Origin of the sequence: Streptomyces gobitricini, from assembly GCF_039532985.1 — a bacterium.
Classification (GTDB): domain Bacteria; phylum Actinomycetota; class Actinomycetes; order Streptomycetales; family Streptomycetaceae; genus Streptomyces; species Streptomyces gobitricini.
The window spans coordinates 147,687-167,571 of record NZ_BAAASR010000024.1; the positions used below are offsets into that span (position 1 = coordinate 147,687).

Here is a 19,885-nt window from a genome sequence, read left to right on the forward strand (position 1 = left end):
GGCCCGGGCGCCGCCGTCAGCCGCGCCCGGTGGTCCGCCGCAGCCGGTGCCGTACCGCCCGCTGGCCCAGCGGGCCCAGCTCGTCGAGGACGGTGACCAGCGCGGCCAGCTGCTCCAGCGCGGCGAGGGCCCGCCGGGCGCCGTCGGCGTCGACGCCCTCGTACAGCTCCAGGCCCACGAACGAGGCGGCCACGGCCCGGGCGAGCCCCGCGCTGTCGGTGAACCCGGCGAGCGGGGTCGCGGCGAGCACCCGGGCGAGGACCTTCTCGATCTCGTCGATCCACAGGTCGAGCCCCGCGGCGGTGGCGGGCGCGAGGCGCGGCTGGGTCTGGGCGCCGGCGAGCAGCTGGCCCAGGAAGGCCACGTTGCCCGCCTCACGTTCCTCGGCGTGCAGCTCGCGGCCGAGGACGAGCAGCTCCGCGAGGCTCCCCACCCCGGCGAGGCGGTCGCGGTAGCGGGCGACGCGCTGCTCGGCGCCGTGACGGCAGGCTGCGGCGAGCAGCTCGTCGACGGAGCCGAAGTGGTAGAAGACCAGCGCCTGGTTGACCCCCGCGGCGGCGGCGACGGCGCGGGCGGAGGTCTTGGCGATGCCCTGCTCGGCGAGGGTGCGCAGGGCTCCCTCCAGCAGCTTGACCTTGGTCTCCTGGCTCCTGGCCTCCGCGTTCACGCCCGCATCTCCTCGCGTACCGGGCGCAGCCCGGCCCGCACCCCGTGCGAGCGTACGTCGGCGTAGTGGGCGGTGAACGACCCCTCGTACCCGAAGAGCGGACCGGCGTACCGGTTGGTGACGCGGACGCGGACGCGGAAGCGTCCCGTGGCGTCGTCGTAGGACTCGCGCACCTCGGCGTCGCCGCCGATGAGTTCCGGTACGCGCACGTCGATCCGGCCCTCGCGGAAGCGGTGCTCCCCGGAGCGGATGAGCAGGGAGCCGTCGGGCCGGGCGCTCAGGTGGAGGTCACTGGCGAGGTGCTGGTGGGTGCCGAGGTAGTCGAGCACGCAGGCGCGCTCGGGGCTGTGGACCATCGTGGCGTCGAAGCGGCGCGGGCCGCCGGGCAGCGCGAAGGTGCGGACGAAGGTGACGGTCTCGCGGCCGTACGCGTCGGTGTAGGGGACGTTCTCGATGGTGAAGGGGACGTTCCGGCCGGTGCGCGGGACGAGGATGTTGCGGGTGCCGGCGAGGGCGAGGAACGGCTTGACGAAGGCCGGTCCGTGCCAGACGCGGTCCATCACGCCCCGGCCGACGCACATCTCGCCGCTGTCGAGGCCGACCGAGAAGCGCCGCCGCAGCTGGGGGTGGAGCCGCTGGAAGTCGTCGCCCATGGCGCGGGCGAAGATCGAGGTCATGGGTGCTCCAGGGTGGCGAGGACGGCGGGCGCCGCGGTGCGCGCGGGCGGGGTGCGGCGGCAGCGTCTGGCCGCGGGGGTACGGGGCGAGGGCGGGGCGAGCAGGGCCACGGCGGCGAGCGCCGCGGCGCCGAGCCCGGTGAGCCCGGTGAGCCCGGCGAGCGGGCCCGCGGCCCCGCCGGGCGGTTCGGCGCCGGCCGGCACGGTCCCCGCGGTGCCGCCGAGGGTGACCGCCTCCGCGACGGCCACCGGGCACACCGCCCACAGGCAGGCCAGGACCGCGACGGTGACGGCGAGGATCCGCACGGCCAGTTCCGCGAGGGCGTGGACCAGCGAGCGGGCCGGGCTGACGCCCTGTTCGCACCAGAGCCGCAGGCGGTCGAAGGACCAGGCGGTCGCCCAGCCCATCAGCGGCCGGAACACCAGCCGGTCGGCCGTCGCGCCGAACCGCCCCCAGCGCGGCCGGTAGTCGTAGCCGGTCAGGAAGCGGACACCGTCGGGGGTGGGGACGTACCGCCAGTAGCCGCTGCCCTCGGCGAGGAGCGAGAGCGGATCGGGCGAGGCGAACCTCAGGGCCGAGACCCGCTCGCCGCCGGCCCGGTGGCACTCCCCCGCGGAGACACCGGTGCCGGCGACGGTCAGGAAGGGCAGCACCCGGGTCGCGTACCGGAACCGCCGGGGCCGGCCGGGCACGTCCGGCAGGGGGGCGATCTCCGTGAACCGGAGGTCCCACCGCTGGTGCCGCGACGGGTCCTGGGTGCGCCGCCAGACGGTCTCCATGTCGGCGCGGATACGCGTCTCCACGTAGAGCCCCATGACGACACCCCCCGGGCCGGAACGCTTTTGAGCGTCTGCTCAACGGAAACCTACCGCTGTTTGAGCAGTCGCTCAAGAGTGACCTCGTACAGAACCCCCGGCCACGCGGGCCGGGGGTTTTGATGAGCACGTGTCAGGCGGAGAGGTGGCGCTCCACCGTCTCGACCTTGGCGGTCAGGCCGTCCGTGACGCCCGGCCGGATGTCGGCCTTCAGGACGAGCGAGACGCGCGGGGCGCGGGCCTCCACCGCGGCGACGGCTCGCCGGACGACGTCCATGACCTCGTCCCACTCGCCCTCGACGGAGGTGAACATCGCGTCGGTACGGTTCGGCAGACCCGACTCGCGGACCACCCGCACCGCCTCCGCGACGTACTCGCCGACCTCCTCGCCGACGCCGAGCGGTGTGACGGAGAAGGCGACGATCACGCGCTCACCGTGCCCTCGCGACGGGCCCGGGAGGCGATGACGGCGTCGTCGGCTGCGCGCTTGAGCTTGCGGTCCGCGTAGAAGCCGCCGAACGGCAGGACGGACAGGACGAAGTAGAGCGCGGCCGTCTTCAGGTCCCACTTCGTGCGGTTCCAGGCGTCCGCCCAGAGGAGCACGTACAGGACGAAGAGCACACCGTGGATCGCGCCCATGACCGGGACCGCGTTGAACTCCGTCGTGCGCTTCAGTACCGAGCAGACGAGCAGCAGGATGAACGACACGGCCTCCGGGGCGGAGACCAGTCGGAGGCGGTGGAGGGAAGCGGCGGTCTTGATGTCCACGGGGCAGCACCTTCGGCGTCGGTCGGGTCGACTGTCGCCCGCGCACCGATCTTGTGAATGGATGCACAAGCGACCCGCTCATTGTGACAGGCGGCGGGGCGTGCTCTTTATCAGGGTCCTGATCCTCCGCAGGGCCCTGTCTGCGCCCCCGGCCACCGGTTACCGTCATGGCGTGGCAATGTTCCGACTCCAAGGCAGCAAAGTGCTCGCCGTCGACATGACCGGCGACGCCGTCAGAGCGAAGAACGGCTCGATGGTCGCGTACGACGGCCAGATGGCTTTCAAGAAGATGTCCGGTGGCGGTGAGGGCATCCGCGGGATGGTCACCCGCCGCCTCACCGGCGAACAGATGGAAATGATGGAGGTGAAGGGGCAGGGCACCTGCTACTTCGCCGACCGCGCCTCCGAGATCAACCTCGTCTCCCTCCACGGCGACAAGCTGTACGTGGAGTCCAGCAACCTCCTCTGCGCCGACGCCGGGCTGCGCACCGGCACCAGCTTCACCGGGTTGCGCGGCGGGGCGACCGGGACCGGGCTGTTCACCACCACCGTCGAGGGCACCGGACAGGCCGCGATCATGTCGGACGGCCCGGCCGTGGTGCTGCGCGTCACGCCGCAGTACCCGCTGTCGGTCGACCCGGGCGCGTACGTCGCCCACCAGGGCGACCTCCGGCAGAACTTCCAGTCCGGTGTGACCTTCCGCACGCTGATCGGCGAGGGCGGCGGCGAGGCGTTCCAGATCCGCTTCGAGGGCGACGGCCTCGTGTACGTACAGCCCAGCGAGCGCAACACGGTCGGAGGGGACGTCTGATGCCGTTCCGCGAGGTCAACTCCAAGGTGGTCGAGGCGGCCATCTCCCCGGGGCAGAAGATGTTCAGCCAGCGTGGCGCGATGCTGGCGTACCGCGGTGACGTCACTTTCACGCCGAACACGGCGGGTGGTCACGGTGGCGTCATGTCGATGATCGGCCGTCGCGTCGCCGACGAGGCCACCCCGCTGATGACGGTGGAAGGCAGCGGCACGGTGATGTTCGGGCACGGCGGCCACCACATCCAGGTCGTCAACCTGAGCGGCGAGACCCTCTACGTCGAGGCCGACCGCCTGCTCGCCTTCGACGGCACCCTCCAGCAGGGCACCATGTTCATGGGTTCCCAGGGCGGCGTCATGGGCATGGTCCGCGGCCAGGTGACCGGGCAGGGCCTGTTCACCACGACCCTCAAGGGCCACGGCGCGGTCGCCGTGATGGCCCACGGCGGGGTGATCGAACTGCCCATCACCCCCGGCCGCCCCGTGCACGTCGACCCGCAGGCCTACGTGGCCCACCACGGCGACGTACGCAACAAGCTGTCCACCGCGCTCGGCTGGCGCGACATGGTGGGGCGCGGCTCCGGCGAGGCGTTCCAGCTGGAGCTCAGCGGAAGCGGTGCGGTGTACGTCCAGGCGTCGGAGGAGAAGCTGTGAGCACGCCCGTCATCCACGACCCCTCGACCCTGCCGAGCGACGACAACGTCGACGCGTACACCTTCTGCGTGGAGCTCAAGGGCTCTCAGTGGTTCCTGCAGAAGGGCAAGATGATCGCCTACTACGGGCGCATCGACTTCAACGGCATCGGCCACGGCCGCCTGGACCGGCTGGTGCGGTCGAGCTTCCACTCCCCGCTGCACGCGAGCGACTGGGTGGTGGCGGAGGGCAGCGGCAAGATGCTGCTCGCGGACCGCGCCTTCGACGTCAACTCCTTCGACCTGGAGGACGGGAACCTCACCATCCGCGCCGGCAATCTCCTCGCCTACCAGCCGTCCCTCGCGCTGAAGCAGTCGATCGTGCCGGGCTTCCTCACCCTCCTCGGCACCGGCAAGTTCGTCGCCGCCTCCAACGGCCCGGTGGTCTTCATGGAGCCGCCGCTGCGGGTCGATCCGCAGGCCCTGGTGGGCTGGGCGGACTGCCCCTCGCCCTGCCACCACTACGACCACGGCTACATGACGGGCGTCATGGGCGGCCTCCGGGCGCTGACGGGGATCGGCGGGGCGTCGGGCGAGGAGCACCAGTTCGAGTTCGTGGGGGCGGGGACGGTGCTGCTCCAGTCGACGGAGGCGCTGATGCCGGACCCGGGGACGGGTGCGGTGCCGCACGAGCCGGGGGTGCCTGGGGCGGGATCCGGCCAAGGTCAGCACGGGTCCGCACCGCGCCTTCCCGGACAGCTGGGGGACCTCCAGCGTCGCTTCGGGCTGTGAGCGGTAGTCTGCGGAGTGTGACGCCCTCGAACGTACGCACCCTTGACCCGGTACGGACGCGAGGACGGGGGGCCGGAGAGGCCGGCGTCACCGACCAAAACCGTCCAGAATTCAACTTCTTAGGTAGAATCCATATATGGAGACCGAGACGGCCACCAACTGGCTGACCGATGCCGAGCAGTGCGCCTGGCGCACCTATCTGGACGTCAACAGGCTGCTGACGTACCAGTTGGAGAAGGACCTCCAGCCATTCGGCCTGACCAACAACGACTACGAGATCCTGGTCAACCTCTCGGAGGCGCCCGACCGCCGCCTCCGCATGAGCGACCTGGCCGCCGCGACCCTCCAGTCCAAGAGCCGGCTCTCCCACCAGATCACCCGCATGGAGAACGCGGGCCTGGTCCGCCGGGAGAACTGCGAGTCCGACCGGCGCGGGCTGTACGCGGTCCTGACGGAGCAGGGCATGGAGACCATGCAGAAGGTGGCCCCCCACCACGTCGACTCGGTGCGCAAGCACTTCATCGACCTGCTGAGCCCCGAGGCCCTGGACGGCCTGCGCCAGTCCCTCACGCCCGTGGCCGAACAGCTCCGGGGCCTGCGCGGCAAACCGTAACGGCCCGCGGCTCACCCACCCCCCGGCAGCCGCAGCTCGAACAGCGCCCCGCCCGACGGCGCACGCCCGACCCGGAGCGTGCCGCCATGACGCACCGCCACGTCACGGGCGATGGCCAGCCCCAGCCCCGCGCCACCCTCGTCGCGGCTGCGGGCGTCGTCGAGGCGGACGAACCGTTCGAAGATCCGCTCCCGCTCGGGCTCCGGCACGCCGGCCCCGTCGTCCGCGACGGTGAGCACGACGTGCCGGCCCTCGCGGCGCACCCTCACGGCCACGGCCGTCTCCGCGTGCCGCTGGGCGTTGTCCAGCAGGTTGCCCAGCACGCGCGCCAGCTGCCCGCGCGACCCGTCGACCTCGACCTCGGCCTCCACCGCCTCGACCCGCACCGGTACCCGGTCGCCCGTCCGCCGGGCGGCCTCCTCCCTCACCAGGGCGCCGAGGTCGACCCGCCCCCGGCCGGGCCGCTCCCCCGCGTCCAGCCGGGCCAGCAGCAGCAGGTCGGCCGCGAGCTGCTGCAGCCGTACGGTGTCGGCGACCGCCCCCGGCACGTCCAGCAGCTCCGGATGCGCCGCGCCGACCTCCAACTGGGTGCGCAGGCTCGCGATGGGGCTGCGCAGCTCGTGCGACGCGTCCGCGACGAACCGCCGCTGCCGCTCCACGCTCCCCTCCAGCGCCGCCAGCGTCTCGTTCGTCGTCCGCGCCAGCCGCGCCACCTCGTCGCGCGTCGCCGGCTCCGGAACCCGCCGCGACAGGTCCTCCGACGCCGTGATCGCCGCCATCTCCCGCCGGATGCCCTCGACCGGCTTCAGCGCCCGGCGGGTCACCAGCCACGTCACGCCGCCCACGACCAGCAGCAGCGGCGGCAGCGCGGCGAGCATCGCGTCACGCACACCCGCGACCGTCGCCTCCTCGGTGGCGAGCGGCGCCCCGGCGTACACGGTCACCCCGCCCACCTCGACGGCGGCGAAGCGGTACGTCGCCGTCTCACCGTCGACGGTGACCTCCCCCGTCGAGTGGTCCGCGTCCTCCGACACCTCGCCGCCCCCGGCACCCCCCGCGACGGCCTTGGTGCCGGGGCTCCCGGTCCCCGCGATAGCCTGGATGTCCTCCCCCACCGCGACCACCCGCCCCTCCCCGTCGACCACCTGCACCGGGTGCTCCTCGGTGTCGTCGGGCAGGTCCAGCCCGGCGAACGGCGTGCCGTCGGCGATCTGCGAGGCCACCGAGCGCGCCGACACCTCCGCCTGGAGCCCCGCCTGGTCCACCAGGTTGCCCCGCAGCACCCCCAGCAGCGCCGCCCCCGCCACCACCAGGGCGAGGGCGACCACGAACGTGGCCCCGAGCGCGGTCCGCGCGCGTACGGAAGTCACCGCCGCTCCAGCCGGTACCCGGCCCCGCGGACCGTCGTGATGACCCCCGGCCCCAGCTTCCGCCGCAGCGCGCTCACGTACACCTCGACGATGTTCGGGTCGCCCTCGTAGGCGAAGTCCCAGACGTGCTCCAGGATCTCCGTCTTCGACACGACCTGTCCGGCCCGGGTGGCCAGCTCCTCCAGCACGGAGAACTCCTTGGTGGTGAGGGCCACCTCCTCCTCCCCCACCCGGACCCGGCGCCCGGCCGTGTCCACGGTGAGCGCGCCCACTCGCAGCACCGGTGACGGGGAGCCCCCGCCGCGCCGCAACAGGGCCTTCACCCTCGCCACCAGGACCACGTACGAGAACGGTTTGGTCAGGTAGTCGTCGGCACCCGTGTCGAGGCCCTCGGCCTCGTCGTACTCCCCGTCCTTCGCGGTGAGCATCAGGATCGGCACGTCGTGCCCGGCCGCCCTCAGCGCGCCGCACACCCGGTACCCGTTCATCCCGGGCAGCATGATGTCGAGCACCACCAGGTCGTAGGATCCCTCACCCGCCCGGTGCAGCCCTTCCAGTCCGTCGTGGACGACATCCACGGCGAACCCCTCGGCCCGCAGCCCGGCCGCCAGCGACAGGGCGAGCCGCTTCTCGTCCTCCACGATCAACAGGCGCATGCGTTCAGGGTCCCAAACGGAACCTGAAGAACCCTTCAGCCGCCTTCAGCGCGCGTTCAGCGAGCCGGAGGCACCGTGGTGGCCGTAACGGACCGCACGACCTCAACCGGAGGCCCCACCCATGAAGCGCAACGTCATCATCGCCACGGTCACCGCGGCGGCCCTGCTCACCGGCGGCACCGCGGCCGCGTTCGCCTCCGCGTCGGACGGCGACGCCCCGGTGGCCAAGGCCCCGAAGGTGACGGCCGAGCAGGCCCTGAAGGCGGTCGCCCCCCACGGCACGGTGCTCTCCCTGGACCTGGACGACGACGCCCAGCGGTCCTGGGACGTCGAGCTCCTGACGAAGGACGGCAAGACCCAGGAGTGGACGGTCGACGCGCGGACGGCGAAGGCCACGCAGGACACCTCGGACGCGTCGGACGCGTCGGACGCGTCGGACGCGTCGGACGCGTCGGACGGCTCCGACGACGACTGACGGCCCCGCCCGGGCGCCCCTCCCCGGGGCCCGCGGCCCGCTGCTTCCCTCGGGCCCAGCCTCTGGCCGGTGGGTGGTGGGGTGTGGCCCTCCGGGCTCGCCTCCTCGGGGCCGGCGGCCTTGGGTTCCCTGTTGGGGAGCCCTTCCGTTGCCGCCAACCCCTGCGGGGGCGACCCTGCACGGCCCCACCCCGGTCGTATGCCGTCTGCGGGCCGGATCTCGCCACGGCGAGAAACTGTGTGGCGTACGGCGAGGAGGTGAGCCCGGGGGCCCCGACCTTGCCCACCGGCAGGAACCACCCCGCGCCGCAGGCACAGGCGCCGACCCGGCCGGGATTACCGGCCCGTCAGGCCCGCCACCAGTTCGTCCGCCGCGGCGTACGGGTCGAGCTCGCCCGCCACGATGCGCTCCGAGAGCGCCTCCAGGCGGCGGTCGCCGTGCAGGTCGCCGATCCGCTCCCGCAGGGCGGTGACCGCGATCGTCTCGACCTCGTGCGCCGCCCGCGCGCGGCGGCGTTCCGCGAGGACGCCCCGTTCCTCCATCCACGCGCGGTGCTTCTCCAGCGCCTCGACGACCTCGTCGACACCCTCGCCCCGCGCGGCCACCGTCTTCACGATGGGCGGCCGCCAGTCTCCCGGGCCACGCGACTCACCGAGCCCCAGCATGTGGTTCAGTTCGCGCGCCGTCGCGTCGGCACCGGCCCGGTCGGCCTTGTTGACGACGTACACGTCGCCGATCTCGAGGATGCCCGCCTTCGCGGCCTGGATGCCGTCGCCCATCCCGGGCGCGAGCAGCACCACCGACGTGTCGGCCTGCGAGGCGATCTCCACCTCCGACTGCCCGACGCCGACCGTCTCGACGAGCACCACGTCGCACCCGGCGGCGTCGAGCACCCGGATGGCCTGCGGAGCGGCCCACGCCAGCCCGCCCAGGTGGCCGCGCGTGGCCATCGAGCGGATGTAGACCCCCGGGTCCGACGCGTGCTCGGACATCCGGACCCGGTCACCGAGCAGCGCGCCGCCGCTGAACGGCGACGACGGGTCGACCGCGAGCACACCGACCCGCTTCCCGGCCCGCCGGTACGCGCTGACCAGCGCCGACGTCGACGTCGACTTGCCGACACCGGGCGAGCCGGTGAGGCCCACCACGTACGCACCGCCCGCGAGCGGTGCCAGCGCCGCCATCACCTCACGGAGCTGCGGGGACGCCCCCTCCACGAGCGAGATCAGCCGGGCCACGGCACGCGGCCGGCCCTCCCGTGCCTGGGCGACCAGTGCGGGGACGTCCACCTTCACGTACGTGACTCCTTACTTGCCGTTGCCCGGGACGCGCAGGATCAGCGCGTCGCCCTGCCCGCCACCGCCGCACAGCGCCGCCGCGCCGACCCCGCCGCCGCGCCGCTTGAGCTCCAGCGCCAGGTGGAGGACGACGCGGGCCCCGGACATGCCGATCGGGTGCCCGAGCGCGATCGCGCCGCCGTTGACGTTCACCTTTTCCGGGGACACCCCGAGGTCCTTCATTGACTGGACGGCGACGGCCGCGAACGCCTCGTTGATCTCGATCAGATCGATGTCGGCGACGTCCAGCCCCTCCTTCTTCAGCGCGTGCCTGATCGCGTTGGACGGCTGGGACTGGAGGGAGTTGTCCGGGCCGGCCACATTGCCGTGGGCGCCGATCTCGGCGATCCAGTCGAGCCCCAGCTCCTCGGCCCTGGCCTTGCTCATCACCACGACGGCCGCCGCGCCGTCGGAGATCTGGGACGACGTACCGGCCGTGATCGTGCCGTCCTTCGCGAACGCGGGACGGAGCTTGCCGAGCGACTCCGCCGTGGTCTCGGGGCGGATGCCCTCGTCCTTGCTGAAGACGACCGGCTCACCCTTGCGCTGCGGGATCTCGACGGGCGTGATCTCGGCTTCGAAGAGGCCGTTCTTCTGGGCGGCGGCGGCCCGCTGGTGCGACAGGGCGGCGATCTCGTCCTGCGCCTCGCGGGCGATGCCCAGGCGCGTGTTGTGCTTCTCCGTGGACTCGCCCATGGCGATGTTCTCGAAGGAGTCGGTGAGGCCGTCGTACGCCATGGCGTCGATCATCTCGATCGCACCGTACTTGTAGCCCTCTCGGGACTTGGGCAGCAGGTGCGGCGCGTTGGTCATGGACTCCTGGCCGCCCGCCACGACGACGTCGAACTCGCCGGCGCGGATCAGCTGGTCCGCGAGCGCGATGGCGTCGAGACCCGAGAGGCACACCTTGTTGATGGTGAGCGCGGGCACGTTCATGGGGATGCCCGCCTTGACGGCGGCCTGGCGGGCGGGGATCTGGCCGGCGCCGGCCTGCAGCACCTGGCCCATGATCACGTACTGCACCTGGTCGCCGCCGATGCCGGCCCGGTCCAGCGCGGCCTTGATGGCGAAGCCGCCGAGGTCGGCTCCCGAGAAGGTCTTCAGCGAGCCGAGCAGGCGGCCCATGGGCGTGCGTGCGCCCGCGACGATGACTGAGGTGGTACCGGTCGTTCCAGACATGAGGCACGGCCCCTTGGATGTGGGAGTGAACGAGGGTTTACCGCCAATGTACTGAGCGGTACGTGTCCTGGTCACCGGGCAGCCAGTGTGACGGCGCGCACGTTGCGTAACCACCTCCACCGCGCTGCACTGTTCCCATGCTGACGCGAATCGACCACATCGGGATCGCCTGTTTCGACCTCGACACGACCGTTGAGTTCTACCGTGCCACGTACGGCTTCGAAGTGTTCCACGAGGAAGTCAACGAGGAGCAGGGGGTCCGCGAGGCCATGCTCAAGATCAACGAGACGTCCGACGGAGGGGCCTCCTACCTCCAGCTCCTGGAGCCGACCCGCGAGGACTCGGCCGTGGGCAAGTGGCTCGCCAAGAACGGCGAAGGCGTCCACCACATCGCCTTCGGCACGGCGGACGTCGACGGGGACGCCGTGGCGATCCGTGAAAAGGGTGTGCGGGTCCTGTACGACGAGCCGCGCGTCGGGTCCATGGGGTCCCGCATCACCTTCCTGCACCCCAAGGACTGTCACGGCGTCCTGACGGAACTGGTGACCTCGGCCGGGACGTCCTCGGTGGAGCACTGACCTCCGGATTCCTGGCCCGGTAGAGTGGGCGGCTCCGGGCCGGGGCCGGATCGGGGCCGTGCCGCGGCGTCGTGGTCGAGCCATTCGATCTGACACCATTCCCCGGGGGGCCGTTCGCCGGCGAACGGTGCTCGTACCAAGAGAGTTGCGACCAGGGGACGGATGGGACCGCGCAGTGCGGGGCTACGAACGCCAGGAGAGCCACCGGGCTGACGACCACCTTTCGCGGTTCGAGGCCGAGATGGACCGGCTGAAGACCGAGCGGGAGAAGGCCGTCCAGCACGCCGAGGACCTCGGTTACCAGGTCGAGGTGCTGCGCGCCAAGCTCCACGAGGCGCGCCGCACCATCGCCTCCCGTCCGGCGTACGACAACGCCGACATCGGTTACCAGGCCGAGCAGTTGCTGCGGAACGCCCAGGTACAGGCCGAACAGTTGCGCTCGGACGCCGAGCGCGAACTGCGCGAGGCCCGGGCCCAGACGCAGCGGATACTGCAGGAGCACGCCGAACACCAGGCCCGCCTCCAGGCGGAGTTGCACGCCGAGGCCGTCCAGCGCCGCCAGCGGCTGGACCAGGAACTCTCCGAGCGCCGCCAAACCGTCGAGGCCCACGTCAACGAGAACGTGGCATGGGCGGAACAGCTGCGCGCCCGCACCGAGGCGCAGGCCCGCCGCCTGATGGAGGAGTCCCGCGCGGAGGCCGAGCAGGCGCTCGCCACGGCCCGCGCGGAAGCCACCCGGCTCGCCGAGGAGGCCCGCCGGCGGCTGAGCACCGAGACCGAGACGGCCCGCGCGGAGGCCGAGGCGATCCTGCTGCGCGCCCGCAAGGACGCCGAGCGGCTGCTGAACGCCGCGTCCACCCAGGCCCAGGAGGCCACCAGCCACGCCGAGCGGCTGCGCAGCGCGACGACCGCCGAGTCGGACCAGGCGCGCCAGCAGGCGGCCGAGCTCGGCCGCGCGGCCGAGCAGCGGATGGCCGAGGCGGAGGAGCGGCTGCGCGAGGCGCGCGCCGAGGCCGACAAGGTCGTCGCGGAAGCACGCGAATCGGCCGCCAAGCGGCTGTCCACCGCCGAGTCGGAGACCGAGCAGCGCACCCGTACGGCCAAGGCGGAGATCGCCCGTCTGGTCGCGGAGGCGACGAAGGAGTCCGAAGCGCTCAAGGCGGAGGCCGAACAGGCGCTGGCCGACGCCCGCGCGGCGGCGGAGAAGCTGGTCGCCGAGGCCTCCGAGAAGGCCCGCACGGCGGCGGCCGAGGACAGCGCCGCCCAGCTCGCCAAGGCGGCCCGTACCGCCGAGGAGGTCCTGTCCAAGGCGTCGGACGACGCGCAGGAGACCACCCGCAAGGCATCCGAGGAAGCAGAGCGCATCCGCCGCGAGGCGGAGGCCGAGGCGGACCGGCTGCGGGCCGAGGCGCACGACACGGCCGAGCAGCTCAAGGGCGCCGCGAAGGACGACACCAAGGAGTACCGCGCCAAGACGGTCGAGCTCCAGGAGGAGGCGCGCCGGCTGCGCGGCGAGGCCGAACAGCTGCGGGCGGAGGCCATCTCCGAGGGCGAGCGGATCCGGGGGGAGGCGCGGCGCGAGGCGGTCCAGCAGATCGAGGAGGCGGCGAAGACCGCCGAGGAGCTGCTGACCAAGGCGAAGGCGGACGCCGACGAGCTGCGGACGGCCGCGACGGCCGAGAGCGAGCGCGCCCGCGCCGAGGCGGCCGAGCGGGCGACGGCCCTGCGCAGGCAGGCCGAGGAGACGCTGGAGCGCACCCGCGCCGAAGCCGAGCAGCTCCGCACCGAGGCCGAGGAGCAGGCCGAGTCGGTGAGGGCCGCGGCCGAGCAGGCCGCCGCCGCGCTGCGCGAGGACACCGAGCGGGGCATCGCCGCCCGGCAGGCGGAGGCCACCGAGGAACTGGCCCGGCTGCACACCGAGGCGGAGGCACGCCTCACGACCGCCGAGCAGGCGCTCGCCGACGCCCGCGCGGAGAGCCAGCGGATCCGCCGCGAAGCCGCCGAGGAGACCGAGCGGCAGCGCGGCGAAGCCGCCGAGCGCATCCGTACGCTCCAGGCACAGGCCGAGCAGGAGGCCGAGCGGCTGCGCACCGAGGCGGCGGCGGACGCGTCCACGGCCCGTGCGGAGGCGGAGAGCGCCGCGGTACGGCTGCGGACGGAGGCGGCCGCCGAGGCGGAGCGCCTCAAGTCCGAGGCCCAGGAGTCGGCCGACCGGATGCGCGCGGAGGCCCAGGCCGCCGCCGAGCGCGTGACCGCGGAGGCCGCCGAGGAGCTGGCGGCCGCCCGCGAGGAGGCCAACCGGCGCCGCCGCGAGGCGGAGGAGACGCTGGGCGCCGCCCGCGGCGAGGCCGACCAGGAGCGGGAGCGGGCACGGGAGCAGAGCGAGGAGCTGCTGGCGTCGGCGCGCAAGCGCGTCGAGGAGGCGCAGACCGAGGCGCAGCGGCTGGTCGAGGAGGCGGACCGGCGGGCGACCGAGATGGTGTCGGCCGCCGAGCAGACCGCGCAGCAGGTGCGGGACGCGGTCGCGGGGCTGCACGAGCAGGCCGAGGAGGAGATCGCCGGGCTGCGGTCGGCGGCCGAGCACGCGGCCGAGCGGACGCGGAGCGAGGCGCAGGAGGAGGCCGACCGGGTCCGTTCCGACGCGTACGCGGAGCGGGAGCGGGCCGCCGAGGACGCGAGCCGGGTCCGGGAGCGGGCCCAGGAGGAGACGGAGGCCGCCAGGGCGCTCGCGGAGCGCACCGTGGCGGACGCGATCTCCGAGTCGGAGCGGCTCAAGAGCGACACGGCCGAATACGCGCAGCGAATGCGGACGGAGGCGTCGGACTCGCTCGCCGCCGCCGAGCAGGACGCGGCACGCACCCGTGCGGACGCGCGCGAGGACGCCAACCGCATCCGGTCGGAGGCGGCGGCGCAGGCGGACCGGCTGGTCGGCGAGGCGACGGCCGAGACCGAGCGGATGACGGCCGAGGCGGCCGAGCTGCTGGCCACGGCCGAGCAGGACGCGGCGCGGCTGCGCGGCGAGGCCGAGCAGGTCAAGGCGGACGGCGAGGCGCGGGCCGAGGAGCTGCGGGCGGCCGCCCGGGCGGACGGCGAGCGGGTGGTCGACGAGGCGCGGGAGGCGGCGGCCAAGCGGCGGGCGGACGCGGCGGCGCAGGCGGACCAGCTGGTCGGCGAGGCCACCGGCGAGGCCGAGCGGATCGGCGCGGAGACCGCGGAGCGGGTGGAGCGCCTGGTCGCGGAGGCGACCGCGGAGGCCGAGCGGCTGCGTACGGAGGCCTCGGCGGAGGCCGAGCGGCTGGTCGGCGAGGCGACCGGCGAGGCGGAGCGGCTGCGGGCCGAGGCGGCCGAGACGGTCGGTTCCGCACAGCGGGCCGCGGAGCGCGTCCGCGCGGAGGCCGAGCGGCTGCGCGCGGAGGCGGAGGCGGCGGCCGAGGAGCTGCGCGCGGAGGCGCGGGCCGAGGCGGACCGGGTGGTCGACGAGGCGCGGGAGGCGGCGGCCAAGCGGCGGGCGGACGCGGCCGAGCAGGCCGATCAGCTCATCGCGAAGGCCCGGGAGGAGGCGCTGCGGACCACCGCGGAGGCGGAGTCCCAGGCGGACACGATGGTGGGCGTGGCGCGCAAGGAGGCCGAGCGGATCGTCTCGGAGGCGACGGTCGAGGGCAACGCGCTGGTGGAGAAGGCCCGTACGGACGCCGACGAGCTGCTGGTCGGGGCGCGTGGTGACGCGACGGCCATAAGGGAGCGGACGGAGGAGCTCCGCCGGCGTACCGAGGCGGAGGTCGAGGAGCTGCACGAGCGGGCCCGCCGGGAGAGCGCCGAGCAGATGAAGTCGGCGGGCGAGCGGGTGGACAAGCTGGTGAAGGCGGCCACCGAGCAGCGGGCCGAGGCGGAGGCGAAGGCGAAGGAGCTGTTGGCCGAGGCGAACTCGGAGGCGAGCAAGGTCCGGATCTCGGCGGTGAAGAAGGCGGAGGGGCTCCTCAAGGAGGCCGAGCAGAAGAAGGCCACGCTCACGCGCGAGGCGGAGAAGATCAAGGCGGAAGCGGAGCGGGACGCCGAGAAGATGATCTCCGAGGGCAAGCGGGAGCTGGAGGTGCTGGTGCGCCGTCGGGAGGACATTCAGGCCGAAATCTCCCGAGTCCAGGACGTGCTGGAGGCGTTGGAATCTTTCGAGGCGCCTTCGGGGGGTACCAAGGAGGGCGGGATCAAGGCCACCGCGGCGGCAGGGGTTACCCGTTCGAGTGGCAAGTCAACCGACGAGTAAGCCACTCAAAAGGCTGGACATTCTCCAGTTTGAACGGGCATCCGCTCGAAGACACGCCGTGTGGACCCCTAGGATTCCCCCTAACACCTCACCGGTCTCATTCGACAGGAACCCCATGAGCGACACTTCCTCCCCCTTCGGCTTCGAGCTCGTGCGGCGTGGTTACGACCGCGGTCAGGTGGATGACCGCATTACCAAGCTCGTCGCCGACCGAGACAGTGCTCTGGCCCGAATCACCTCTCTGGAAAAGCGCATCGAGGAGCTCCACCTCGAGACGCAGAACGCCCAGGCCCAGGTCAGCGACGCCGAGCCGTCGTACGCCGGTCTCGGTGCCCGCGTCGAGAAGATCCTCCGCCTCGCCGAGGAGGAGGCGAAGGACCTGCGCGAGGAGGCCCGTCGCGCCGCCGAACAGCACCGTGAGCTCGCCGAGTCGGCCGCGCAGCAGGTGCGCAACGACGCCGAGTCGTTCGCGGCGGAGCGCAAGGCGAAGGCCGAGGACGAGGGTGTCCGCATCGTCGAGAAGGCCCAGGGCGAGGCGAACTCGATGCGCGCCGAGGCGCAGAAGGACGCGCAGTCCAAGCGTGAGGAGGCGGACGCGCTCTTCGAGGAGACGCGCGCGAAGGCCGCGCAGGCCGCCGCCGACTTCGAGACGAACCTCGCCAAGCGGCGGGAGCAGTCGGAGCGGGACCTGGCGTCGCGCCAGGCGAAGGCGGAGAAGCGTCTCGCCGAGATCGAGCACCGGGCGGAGCAGCTGCGCCTGGAGGCCGAGAAGCTGCGTACGGACGCGGAGCGCCGGGCCCGTCAGACGGTGGAGACGGCGCAGCGCCAGGCCGAGGACATCGTGGCGGACGCGAACGCCAAGGCGGATCGTATCCGCAGCGAATCGGAGCGGGAGCTGGCGGCGCTGACGAACCGTCGGGACTCGATCAACGCCCAGCTGACCAACGTCCGCGAGATGCTGGCGACGCTGACCGGTGCGGCTGTGGCCGCGGCCGGTTCGCCGGCGGACGACGAGCCGGTCTCGCGCGGCGTCCCGGCGCAGCAGACCCGCTAGCCGGAGCTCGGCCGGCCCCCGCCGGTCCCGCCCGAGGGCCCTGTGGGTCCCATGACGCGTCCGCCCGGCGGCGGTGCGCGCGTGGGCCTCGCGGGGCCCTTCGCGTGCGCCGGCGGCGGGCGGCGCCGCGCGCAAGAGGGGCGCGCCATTCCGGTGGCGGGCCGCTCGGGGGGCCCGTAGCGTGGACGGGTGATCGAGCTCGAGGGTCTAACGAAGCGTTTCGGTGCGAAGACTGCGGTCGACCATCTCTCCTTCCAGGTCCGCCCCGGTGTGGTGACGGGCTTTCTCGGTCCCAACGGCGCGGGCAAGTCGACGACGATGCGGATGGTGCTGGGCCTGGACCACCCGACCAGCGGTTCGGTCCGGATCGACGGCAGGCGTTACCGGGAGCTGGACGAGCCGCTGAAGCACGTCGGGGCGCTGCTGGAGGCGCGGGGGCTGCACGGCGGGCGCACCGCGTACAACAACCTGCTGTGCCTGGCGCAGTCCAACCGCATTCCGGAGAGCCGGGTCTCCGAGGTGCTGGAGCTGGTGGGGCTCTCGGCCGTGGCCAGGAAGAAACCGAAAAGTTTTTCGATGGGCATGGGTCAGCGATTGGGAATCGCCGCCGCTCTCCTGGGTAATCCGCAGATCTTGATGTTCGACGAGCCCGTCAATGGTCTGGACCCCGAGGGAATTCACTGGATCCGCAATCTGATGCAGGCGCTGGCCGCCGAAGGGCGGACGATCTTCGTTTCCAGCCATCTGATGAGCGAAATGGCCCTGACGGCCGATCACTTGATCGTCATCGGGCAGGGGAGGCTCCTGGCCGACACGTCGATGGCGGATTTCATCCAGCAGAACTCGCGCAGTTATGTACGGCTGCGCTCACCCCGGCTCGAGCAGCTGCGCGACGCGCTCCACGGCGCCGGCCTGACGGCGGTCGAAGCCGGGAACGGCGCGCTGGAGGTCGACGGCGCGACGACCGAACAGGTGGGTGATCTGGCGGCCCGTCACGGCATCACCCTGCACGAGCTGAGCGCCCAGCGGGCCTCGCTGGAGGAGGCGTTCATGCGGATGACGGCGGCGACGGTCGAGTACCACGCGCACTCGGGCACCGGGCCCCAGTGGTCGAAGGAGGTCTGACGATGGCGTCGGCACCCGCGGTCCTCAGGTCGGAGTGGACCAAGATCCGCACGGTCTCCTCCACGGTCTGGACGCTGGCCGCCGCGCTGGTCGTCACCGTCGCGATGGGCGCGGCGCTGTCCGCCCTCGTGCGCGAGACGTTCGACGAGATGCCCGCCGTCGAGCAGGCCACCTTCGACGCGACGGTGATCAGCTTCTCCGGCATGCTGCTGGGCCAGCTGGCGATGGTGGTGTTCGGCGTCCTGGTGGTCGGTACGGAGTACAGCACCGGCATGATCCGTACGTCGCTGGCCGCCGTCCCGCGCCGGGCCACCTTCCTCTTCAGCAAGATCGCGGTGGCCGGGGCGCTGGCCCTGCTCGTCGGCCTGGCGACCAGCTTCCTCGCCTTCTTCCTCGGCCAGGCCCTGCTCGGTGAGCACCGCACGACCATCGGCGAGGAGAACGTCCTGCGCGCGGTGATCGGCGGCGGCCTCTACATGGGCCTCATGGCGGTCTTCTCGATGGGGGTGGCGGCGATGCTCCGCTCGACGGTGCTGTCGCTGGGCATCCTGGTGCCGTTCTTCTTCCTCATCTCCCAGATCCTCTCGGCCGTGCCGAAGGCGAAGGAGGTCGCCGAGTACTTCCCGGACCAGGCGGGCTCCACGATCATGCAGGTGGTCCCGGGCGCCCTGGGCAGCGACCCGGCGCCCTACGGCCCCTGGGGCGGCATGGGCATCATGGTGCTGTGGGTGGCGGCGGCCCTGGTCGGCGGGTACCTGGTCCTGAAACGACGGGACGCCTAGCACGCCACCCGGCGGTGGGGCAGCGCGGAGCGTCTTTGACGGCGTAGCTGGAACCGTCAAGAGGCAGATACCCTCTTACCTCTTACGGGGGACCTGTGTGAGCATGCCGCAGGCCCGACGACGTGACCACCTGTCGATGGGGCTGGAGAATGATCGAGGCAGTCGGCCTGACGAAGCGCTACGGCGCCAAGACGGCCGTGTACAACCTTTCCTTCCAGGTCAGGCCGGGGACCGTGACCGGCTTCCTGGGACCGAACGGCTCCGGCAAGTCGACGACGATGCGCATGATCCTCGGGCTGGACCGGCCCACGTCGGGCCATGTGACGATCGGCGGCCACCCCTTCCGGCAGCTGCCGAACGCACCACGCCAGGTGGGGGCCCTGCTCGACGCCAAGGCCGTGCACGGCGGGCGCAGCGCGCGCAACCACCTGCTGTCGCTGGCCCAGCTCGCGGGCATCCCGGCGCGCCGGGTGGACGAGGTGCTCGGAGTAGTGGGCCTGCAGGAGGTGGCCCGCAAGCGGTCCAGCGGGTTCTCGCTCGGTATGGGGCAGCGGCTCGGCATCGCGGCCGCGCTGCTCGGCGACCCGCAGGTGCTGCTGTTCGACGAGCCGGTCAACGGCCTGGATCCCGAGGGCATCCTCTGGGTGCGCAACCTGATGAAGGCGCTGGCCGCCGAGGGACGGACGGTCTTCGTCTCCTCGCACCTGATGAGCGAGATGGCCGTCACCGCCGACCACCTGATCGTCATCGGCCGCGGCCAGCTGCTGGCCGACATGAGCGTCAAGGATTTCATCTCGGCCAACTCCGCGGACTTCGCCCGGGTGCGCACCCCGCAGACCGAGCCCGCCCAGCGGGAGAAGCTGCTGGGCGTACTCGCTGAGGCGGGCGGTCAGGTCATGTCCGAGCCGGACGGCGCCCTGCGCGTGACCGGGCTGCCGCTGCCGCGCATCAGCGACCTGGCGCACGGCGCCGACGTACGTCTGTGGGAGCTGTCGCCGCACCAGGCGTCGCTGGAGGAGGCGTACATGCGTCTCACCCAGGGCGCCGTGGACTACCGCTCCACGGCCGACCAGCGCGCGGGGCTGATGCAGCAGCCGGACCCGATGGGGTACGCGCCGCCGCAGCCGGTCGTCCCCGAGGTGCCGCAGCAGGGCTGGTACGCCCCGCCGCCGCCCGGGCAGAACCCGTACGCCGGCGGTCAGCAGCCCGGCGGGCACCACCCCGGGGCGCAGCCGCCGCAGACACCCCAGGCCGCGCCGCCCGCTCCCGCCGCACCCGCGCCGCCCGCCGCGCCGCC

At 72.8% G+C, this 19,885-nt stretch carries 20 protein-coding genes; 11 read left to right on the forward strand and 9 right to left on the reverse strand.

Going from position 1 to position 19,885, the window contains the following annotated elements:
* Positions 1-16: 16 nt before the first annotated feature.
* From ABD347_RS22090 to ABD347_RS22110, 5 genes are all read right to left on the reverse strand, one after another.
* Complete coding sequence (locus tag ABD347_RS22090; RefSeq protein ID WP_344364011.1) at positions 17-667, reverse strand: TetR/AcrR family transcriptional regulator; 651 nt, start codon at positions 665-667, stop codon at positions 17-19.
* Entirely contained in the window at positions 664-1,344 is a 681-nt protein-coding gene (locus ABD347_RS22095) for a DUF4166 domain-containing protein (RefSeq protein ID WP_344364012.1), read from the reverse strand. Before ABD347_RS22095 ends, ABD347_RS22090 begins: the two co-directional genes overlap by 4 nt.
* Complete coding sequence (locus ABD347_RS22100; RefSeq protein ID WP_344364015.1) at positions 1,341-2,159, reverse strand: hypothetical protein; 819 nt, start codon at positions 2,157-2,159, stop codon at positions 1,341-1,343. The genes ABD347_RS22095 and ABD347_RS22100 overlap by 4 nt, the downstream gene beginning before the upstream one ends.
* 133 nt (positions 2,160-2,292) lie before the next feature.
* Complete coding sequence (locus ABD347_RS22105; protein ID WP_344364017.1) at positions 2,293-2,586, reverse strand: MTH1187 family thiamine-binding protein; 294 nt, start codon at positions 2,584-2,586, stop codon at positions 2,293-2,295.
* Positions 2,583-2,927: a DUF3817 domain-containing protein gene (locus tag ABD347_RS22110; protein ID WP_344364019.1), complete on the reverse strand. Its 345-nt coding sequence runs from the start codon at positions 2,925-2,927 to the stop codon at positions 2,583-2,585. Before ABD347_RS22110 ends, ABD347_RS22105 begins: the two co-directional genes overlap by 4 nt.
* A gap of 172 nt (positions 2,928-3,099) precedes the next feature.
* Here ABD347_RS22110 and ABD347_RS22115 point away from each other — a divergent pair, with 172 nt between their 5' ends.
* The 4 genes from ABD347_RS22115 to ABD347_RS22130 all read left to right on the forward strand — a co-directional run bounded on the left by ABD347_RS22115 (position 3,100) and on the right by ABD347_RS22130 (position 5,771).
* Positions 3,100-3,738 (forward strand): AIM24 family protein, encoded by a 639-nt coding sequence (locus ABD347_RS22115; RefSeq protein ID WP_344364021.1) that lies wholly within the window; start codon positions 3,100-3,102, stop codon positions 3,736-3,738.
* Positions 3,738-4,388, forward strand: a complete 651-nt coding sequence (locus ABD347_RS22120) for an AIM24 family protein (RefSeq protein ID WP_344364024.1) — start codon at positions 3,738-3,740, stop codon at positions 4,386-4,388. The genes ABD347_RS22115 and ABD347_RS22120 overlap by 1 nt, the downstream gene beginning before the upstream one ends.
* The gene (locus tag ABD347_RS22125; RefSeq protein WP_344364027.1) at positions 4,385-5,158 is read left to right on the forward strand and encodes an AIM24 family protein; all 774 of its coding nucleotides are present in this window, start codon (positions 4,385-4,387) and stop codon (positions 5,156-5,158) included. Before ABD347_RS22120 ends, ABD347_RS22125 begins: the two co-directional genes overlap by 4 nt.
* 136 nt (positions 5,159-5,294) lie before the next feature.
* Positions 5,295-5,771 carry a MarR family winged helix-turn-helix transcriptional regulator gene (locus ABD347_RS22130; protein WP_344364029.1) on the forward strand — a complete coding sequence of 159 codons (477 nt, stop codon included), beginning with the start codon at positions 5,295-5,297 and terminating at the stop codon, positions 5,769-5,771.
* 11 nt (positions 5,772-5,782) lie between these two features.
* Here ABD347_RS22130 and ABD347_RS22135 read toward each other — a convergent pair whose 3' ends face one another.
* Entirely contained in the window at positions 5,783-7,141 is a 1,359-nt protein-coding gene (locus tag ABD347_RS22135; protein ID WP_344364032.1) for a sensor histidine kinase, read from the reverse strand.
* On the reverse strand, positions 7,138-7,797 hold the full coding sequence (locus ABD347_RS22140; RefSeq protein WP_344364034.1) for a response regulator transcription factor: 660 nt from the start codon (positions 7,795-7,797) through the stop codon (positions 7,138-7,140). Before ABD347_RS22140 ends, ABD347_RS22135 begins: the two co-directional genes overlap by 4 nt.
* Before the next feature lie 121 nt (positions 7,798-7,918).
* On the opposite strand from ABD347_RS22140, the gene ABD347_RS22145 reads away from it, so the two are divergent.
* The gene (locus tag ABD347_RS22145; RefSeq protein WP_344364036.1) at positions 7,919-8,272 is read left to right on the forward strand and encodes a PepSY domain-containing protein; all 354 of its coding nucleotides are present in this window, start codon (positions 7,919-7,921) and stop codon (positions 8,270-8,272) included.
* 335 nt (positions 8,273-8,607) lie between these two features.
* On the opposite strand, the gene meaB is transcribed toward ABD347_RS22145, so the two are convergent.
* Both meaB and ABD347_RS22155 read right to left on the reverse strand, forming a co-directional pair.
* Positions 8,608-9,567 (reverse strand): methylmalonyl Co-A mutase-associated GTPase MeaB, encoded by a 960-nt coding sequence (gene meaB, locus ABD347_RS22150; RefSeq protein WP_344364038.1) that lies wholly within the window; start codon positions 9,565-9,567, stop codon positions 8,608-8,610.
* A gap of 12 nt (positions 9,568-9,579) precedes the next feature.
* The gene (locus ABD347_RS22155) at positions 9,580-10,788 is read right to left on the reverse strand and encodes an acetyl-CoA C-acetyltransferase (RefSeq protein ID WP_344364041.1); all 1,209 of its coding nucleotides are present in this window, start codon (positions 10,786-10,788) and stop codon (positions 9,580-9,582) included.
* A gap of 137 nt (positions 10,789-10,925) precedes the next feature.
* Here ABD347_RS22155 and mce point away from each other — a divergent pair, with 137 nt between their 5' ends.
* From mce to ABD347_RS22185, 6 genes are all read left to right on the forward strand, one after another.
* Positions 10,926-11,366, forward strand: a complete 441-nt coding sequence (gene mce / locus ABD347_RS22160) for a methylmalonyl-CoA epimerase (RefSeq protein ID WP_344364043.1) — start codon at positions 10,926-10,928, stop codon at positions 11,364-11,366.
* 175 nt (positions 11,367-11,541) lie between these two features.
* Complete coding sequence (gene scy / locus ABD347_RS22165) at positions 11,542-15,627, forward strand: polarized growth protein Scy (protein WP_344364046.1); 4,086 nt, start codon at positions 11,542-11,544, stop codon at positions 15,625-15,627.
* A 115-nt stretch (positions 15,628-15,742) separates the two neighbouring features.
* Complete coding sequence (locus ABD347_RS22170; RefSeq protein WP_344364047.1) at positions 15,743-16,681, forward strand: coiled-coil domain-containing protein; 939 nt, start codon at positions 15,743-15,745, stop codon at positions 16,679-16,681.
* Positions 16,682-16,870: 189 nt separating this feature from the next.
* Positions 16,871-17,806 carry an ABC transporter ATP-binding protein gene (locus tag ABD347_RS22175; protein ID WP_344364049.1) on the forward strand — a complete coding sequence of 312 codons (936 nt, stop codon included), beginning with the start codon at positions 16,871-16,873 and terminating at the stop codon, positions 17,804-17,806.
* A 2-nt stretch (positions 17,807-17,808) separates the two neighbouring features.
* The gene (locus ABD347_RS22180) at positions 17,809-18,588 is read left to right on the forward strand and encodes an ABC transporter permease (protein ID WP_344364052.1); all 780 of its coding nucleotides are present in this window, start codon (positions 17,809-17,811) and stop codon (positions 18,586-18,588) included.
* A 149-nt stretch (positions 18,589-18,737) separates the two neighbouring features.
* On the forward strand, positions 18,738-19,885 hold a 1,148-nt coding region (locus tag ABD347_RS22185; protein ID WP_344364054.1), incomplete at its 3' end, for an ABC transporter ATP-binding protein.

Excerpts from the sequence above, each read along its gene's own strand:
- ABD347_RS22095 (WP_344364012.1), bottom strand. The coding sequence starts at position 1,344 with ATGACCTCGATCTTCGCCCGCGCCATGGGCGACGACTTCCAGCGGCTC.
- ABD347_RS22100 (WP_344364015.1), bottom strand. The coding sequence starts at position 2,159 with ATGGGGCTCTACGTGGAGACGCGTATCCGCGCCGACATGGAGACCGTC.
- ABD347_RS22120 (WP_344364024.1), top strand. The coding sequence starts at position 3,738 with ATGCCGTTCCGCGAGGTCAACTCCAAGGTGGTCGAGGCGGCCATCTCC.
- ABD347_RS22130 (WP_344364029.1), top strand. The coding sequence starts at position 5,295 with ATGGAGACCGAGACGGCCACCAACTGGCTGACCGATGCCGAGCAGTGC.
- ABD347_RS22140 (WP_344364034.1), bottom strand. The coding sequence starts at position 7,797 with ATGCGCCTGTTGATCGTGGAGGACGAGAAGCGGCTCGCCCTGTCGCTG.
- ABD347_RS22145 (WP_344364036.1), top strand. The coding sequence starts at position 7,919 with ATGAAGCGCAACGTCATCATCGCCACGGTCACCGCGGCGGCCCTGCTC.
- ABD347_RS22155 (WP_344364041.1), bottom strand. The coding sequence starts at position 10,788 with ATGTCTGGAACGACCGGTACCACCTCAGTCATCGTCGCGGGCGCACGC.
- mce (WP_344364043.1), top strand. The coding sequence starts at position 10,926 with ATGCTGACGCGAATCGACCACATCGGGATCGCCTGTTTCGACCTCGAC.
- ABD347_RS22170 (WP_344364047.1), top strand. The coding sequence starts at position 15,743 with ATGAGCGACACTTCCTCCCCCTTCGGCTTCGAGCTCGTGCGGCGTGGT.
- ABD347_RS22180 (WP_344364052.1), top strand. The coding sequence starts at position 17,809 with ATGGCGTCGGCACCCGCGGTCCTCAGGTCGGAGTGGACCAAGATCCGC.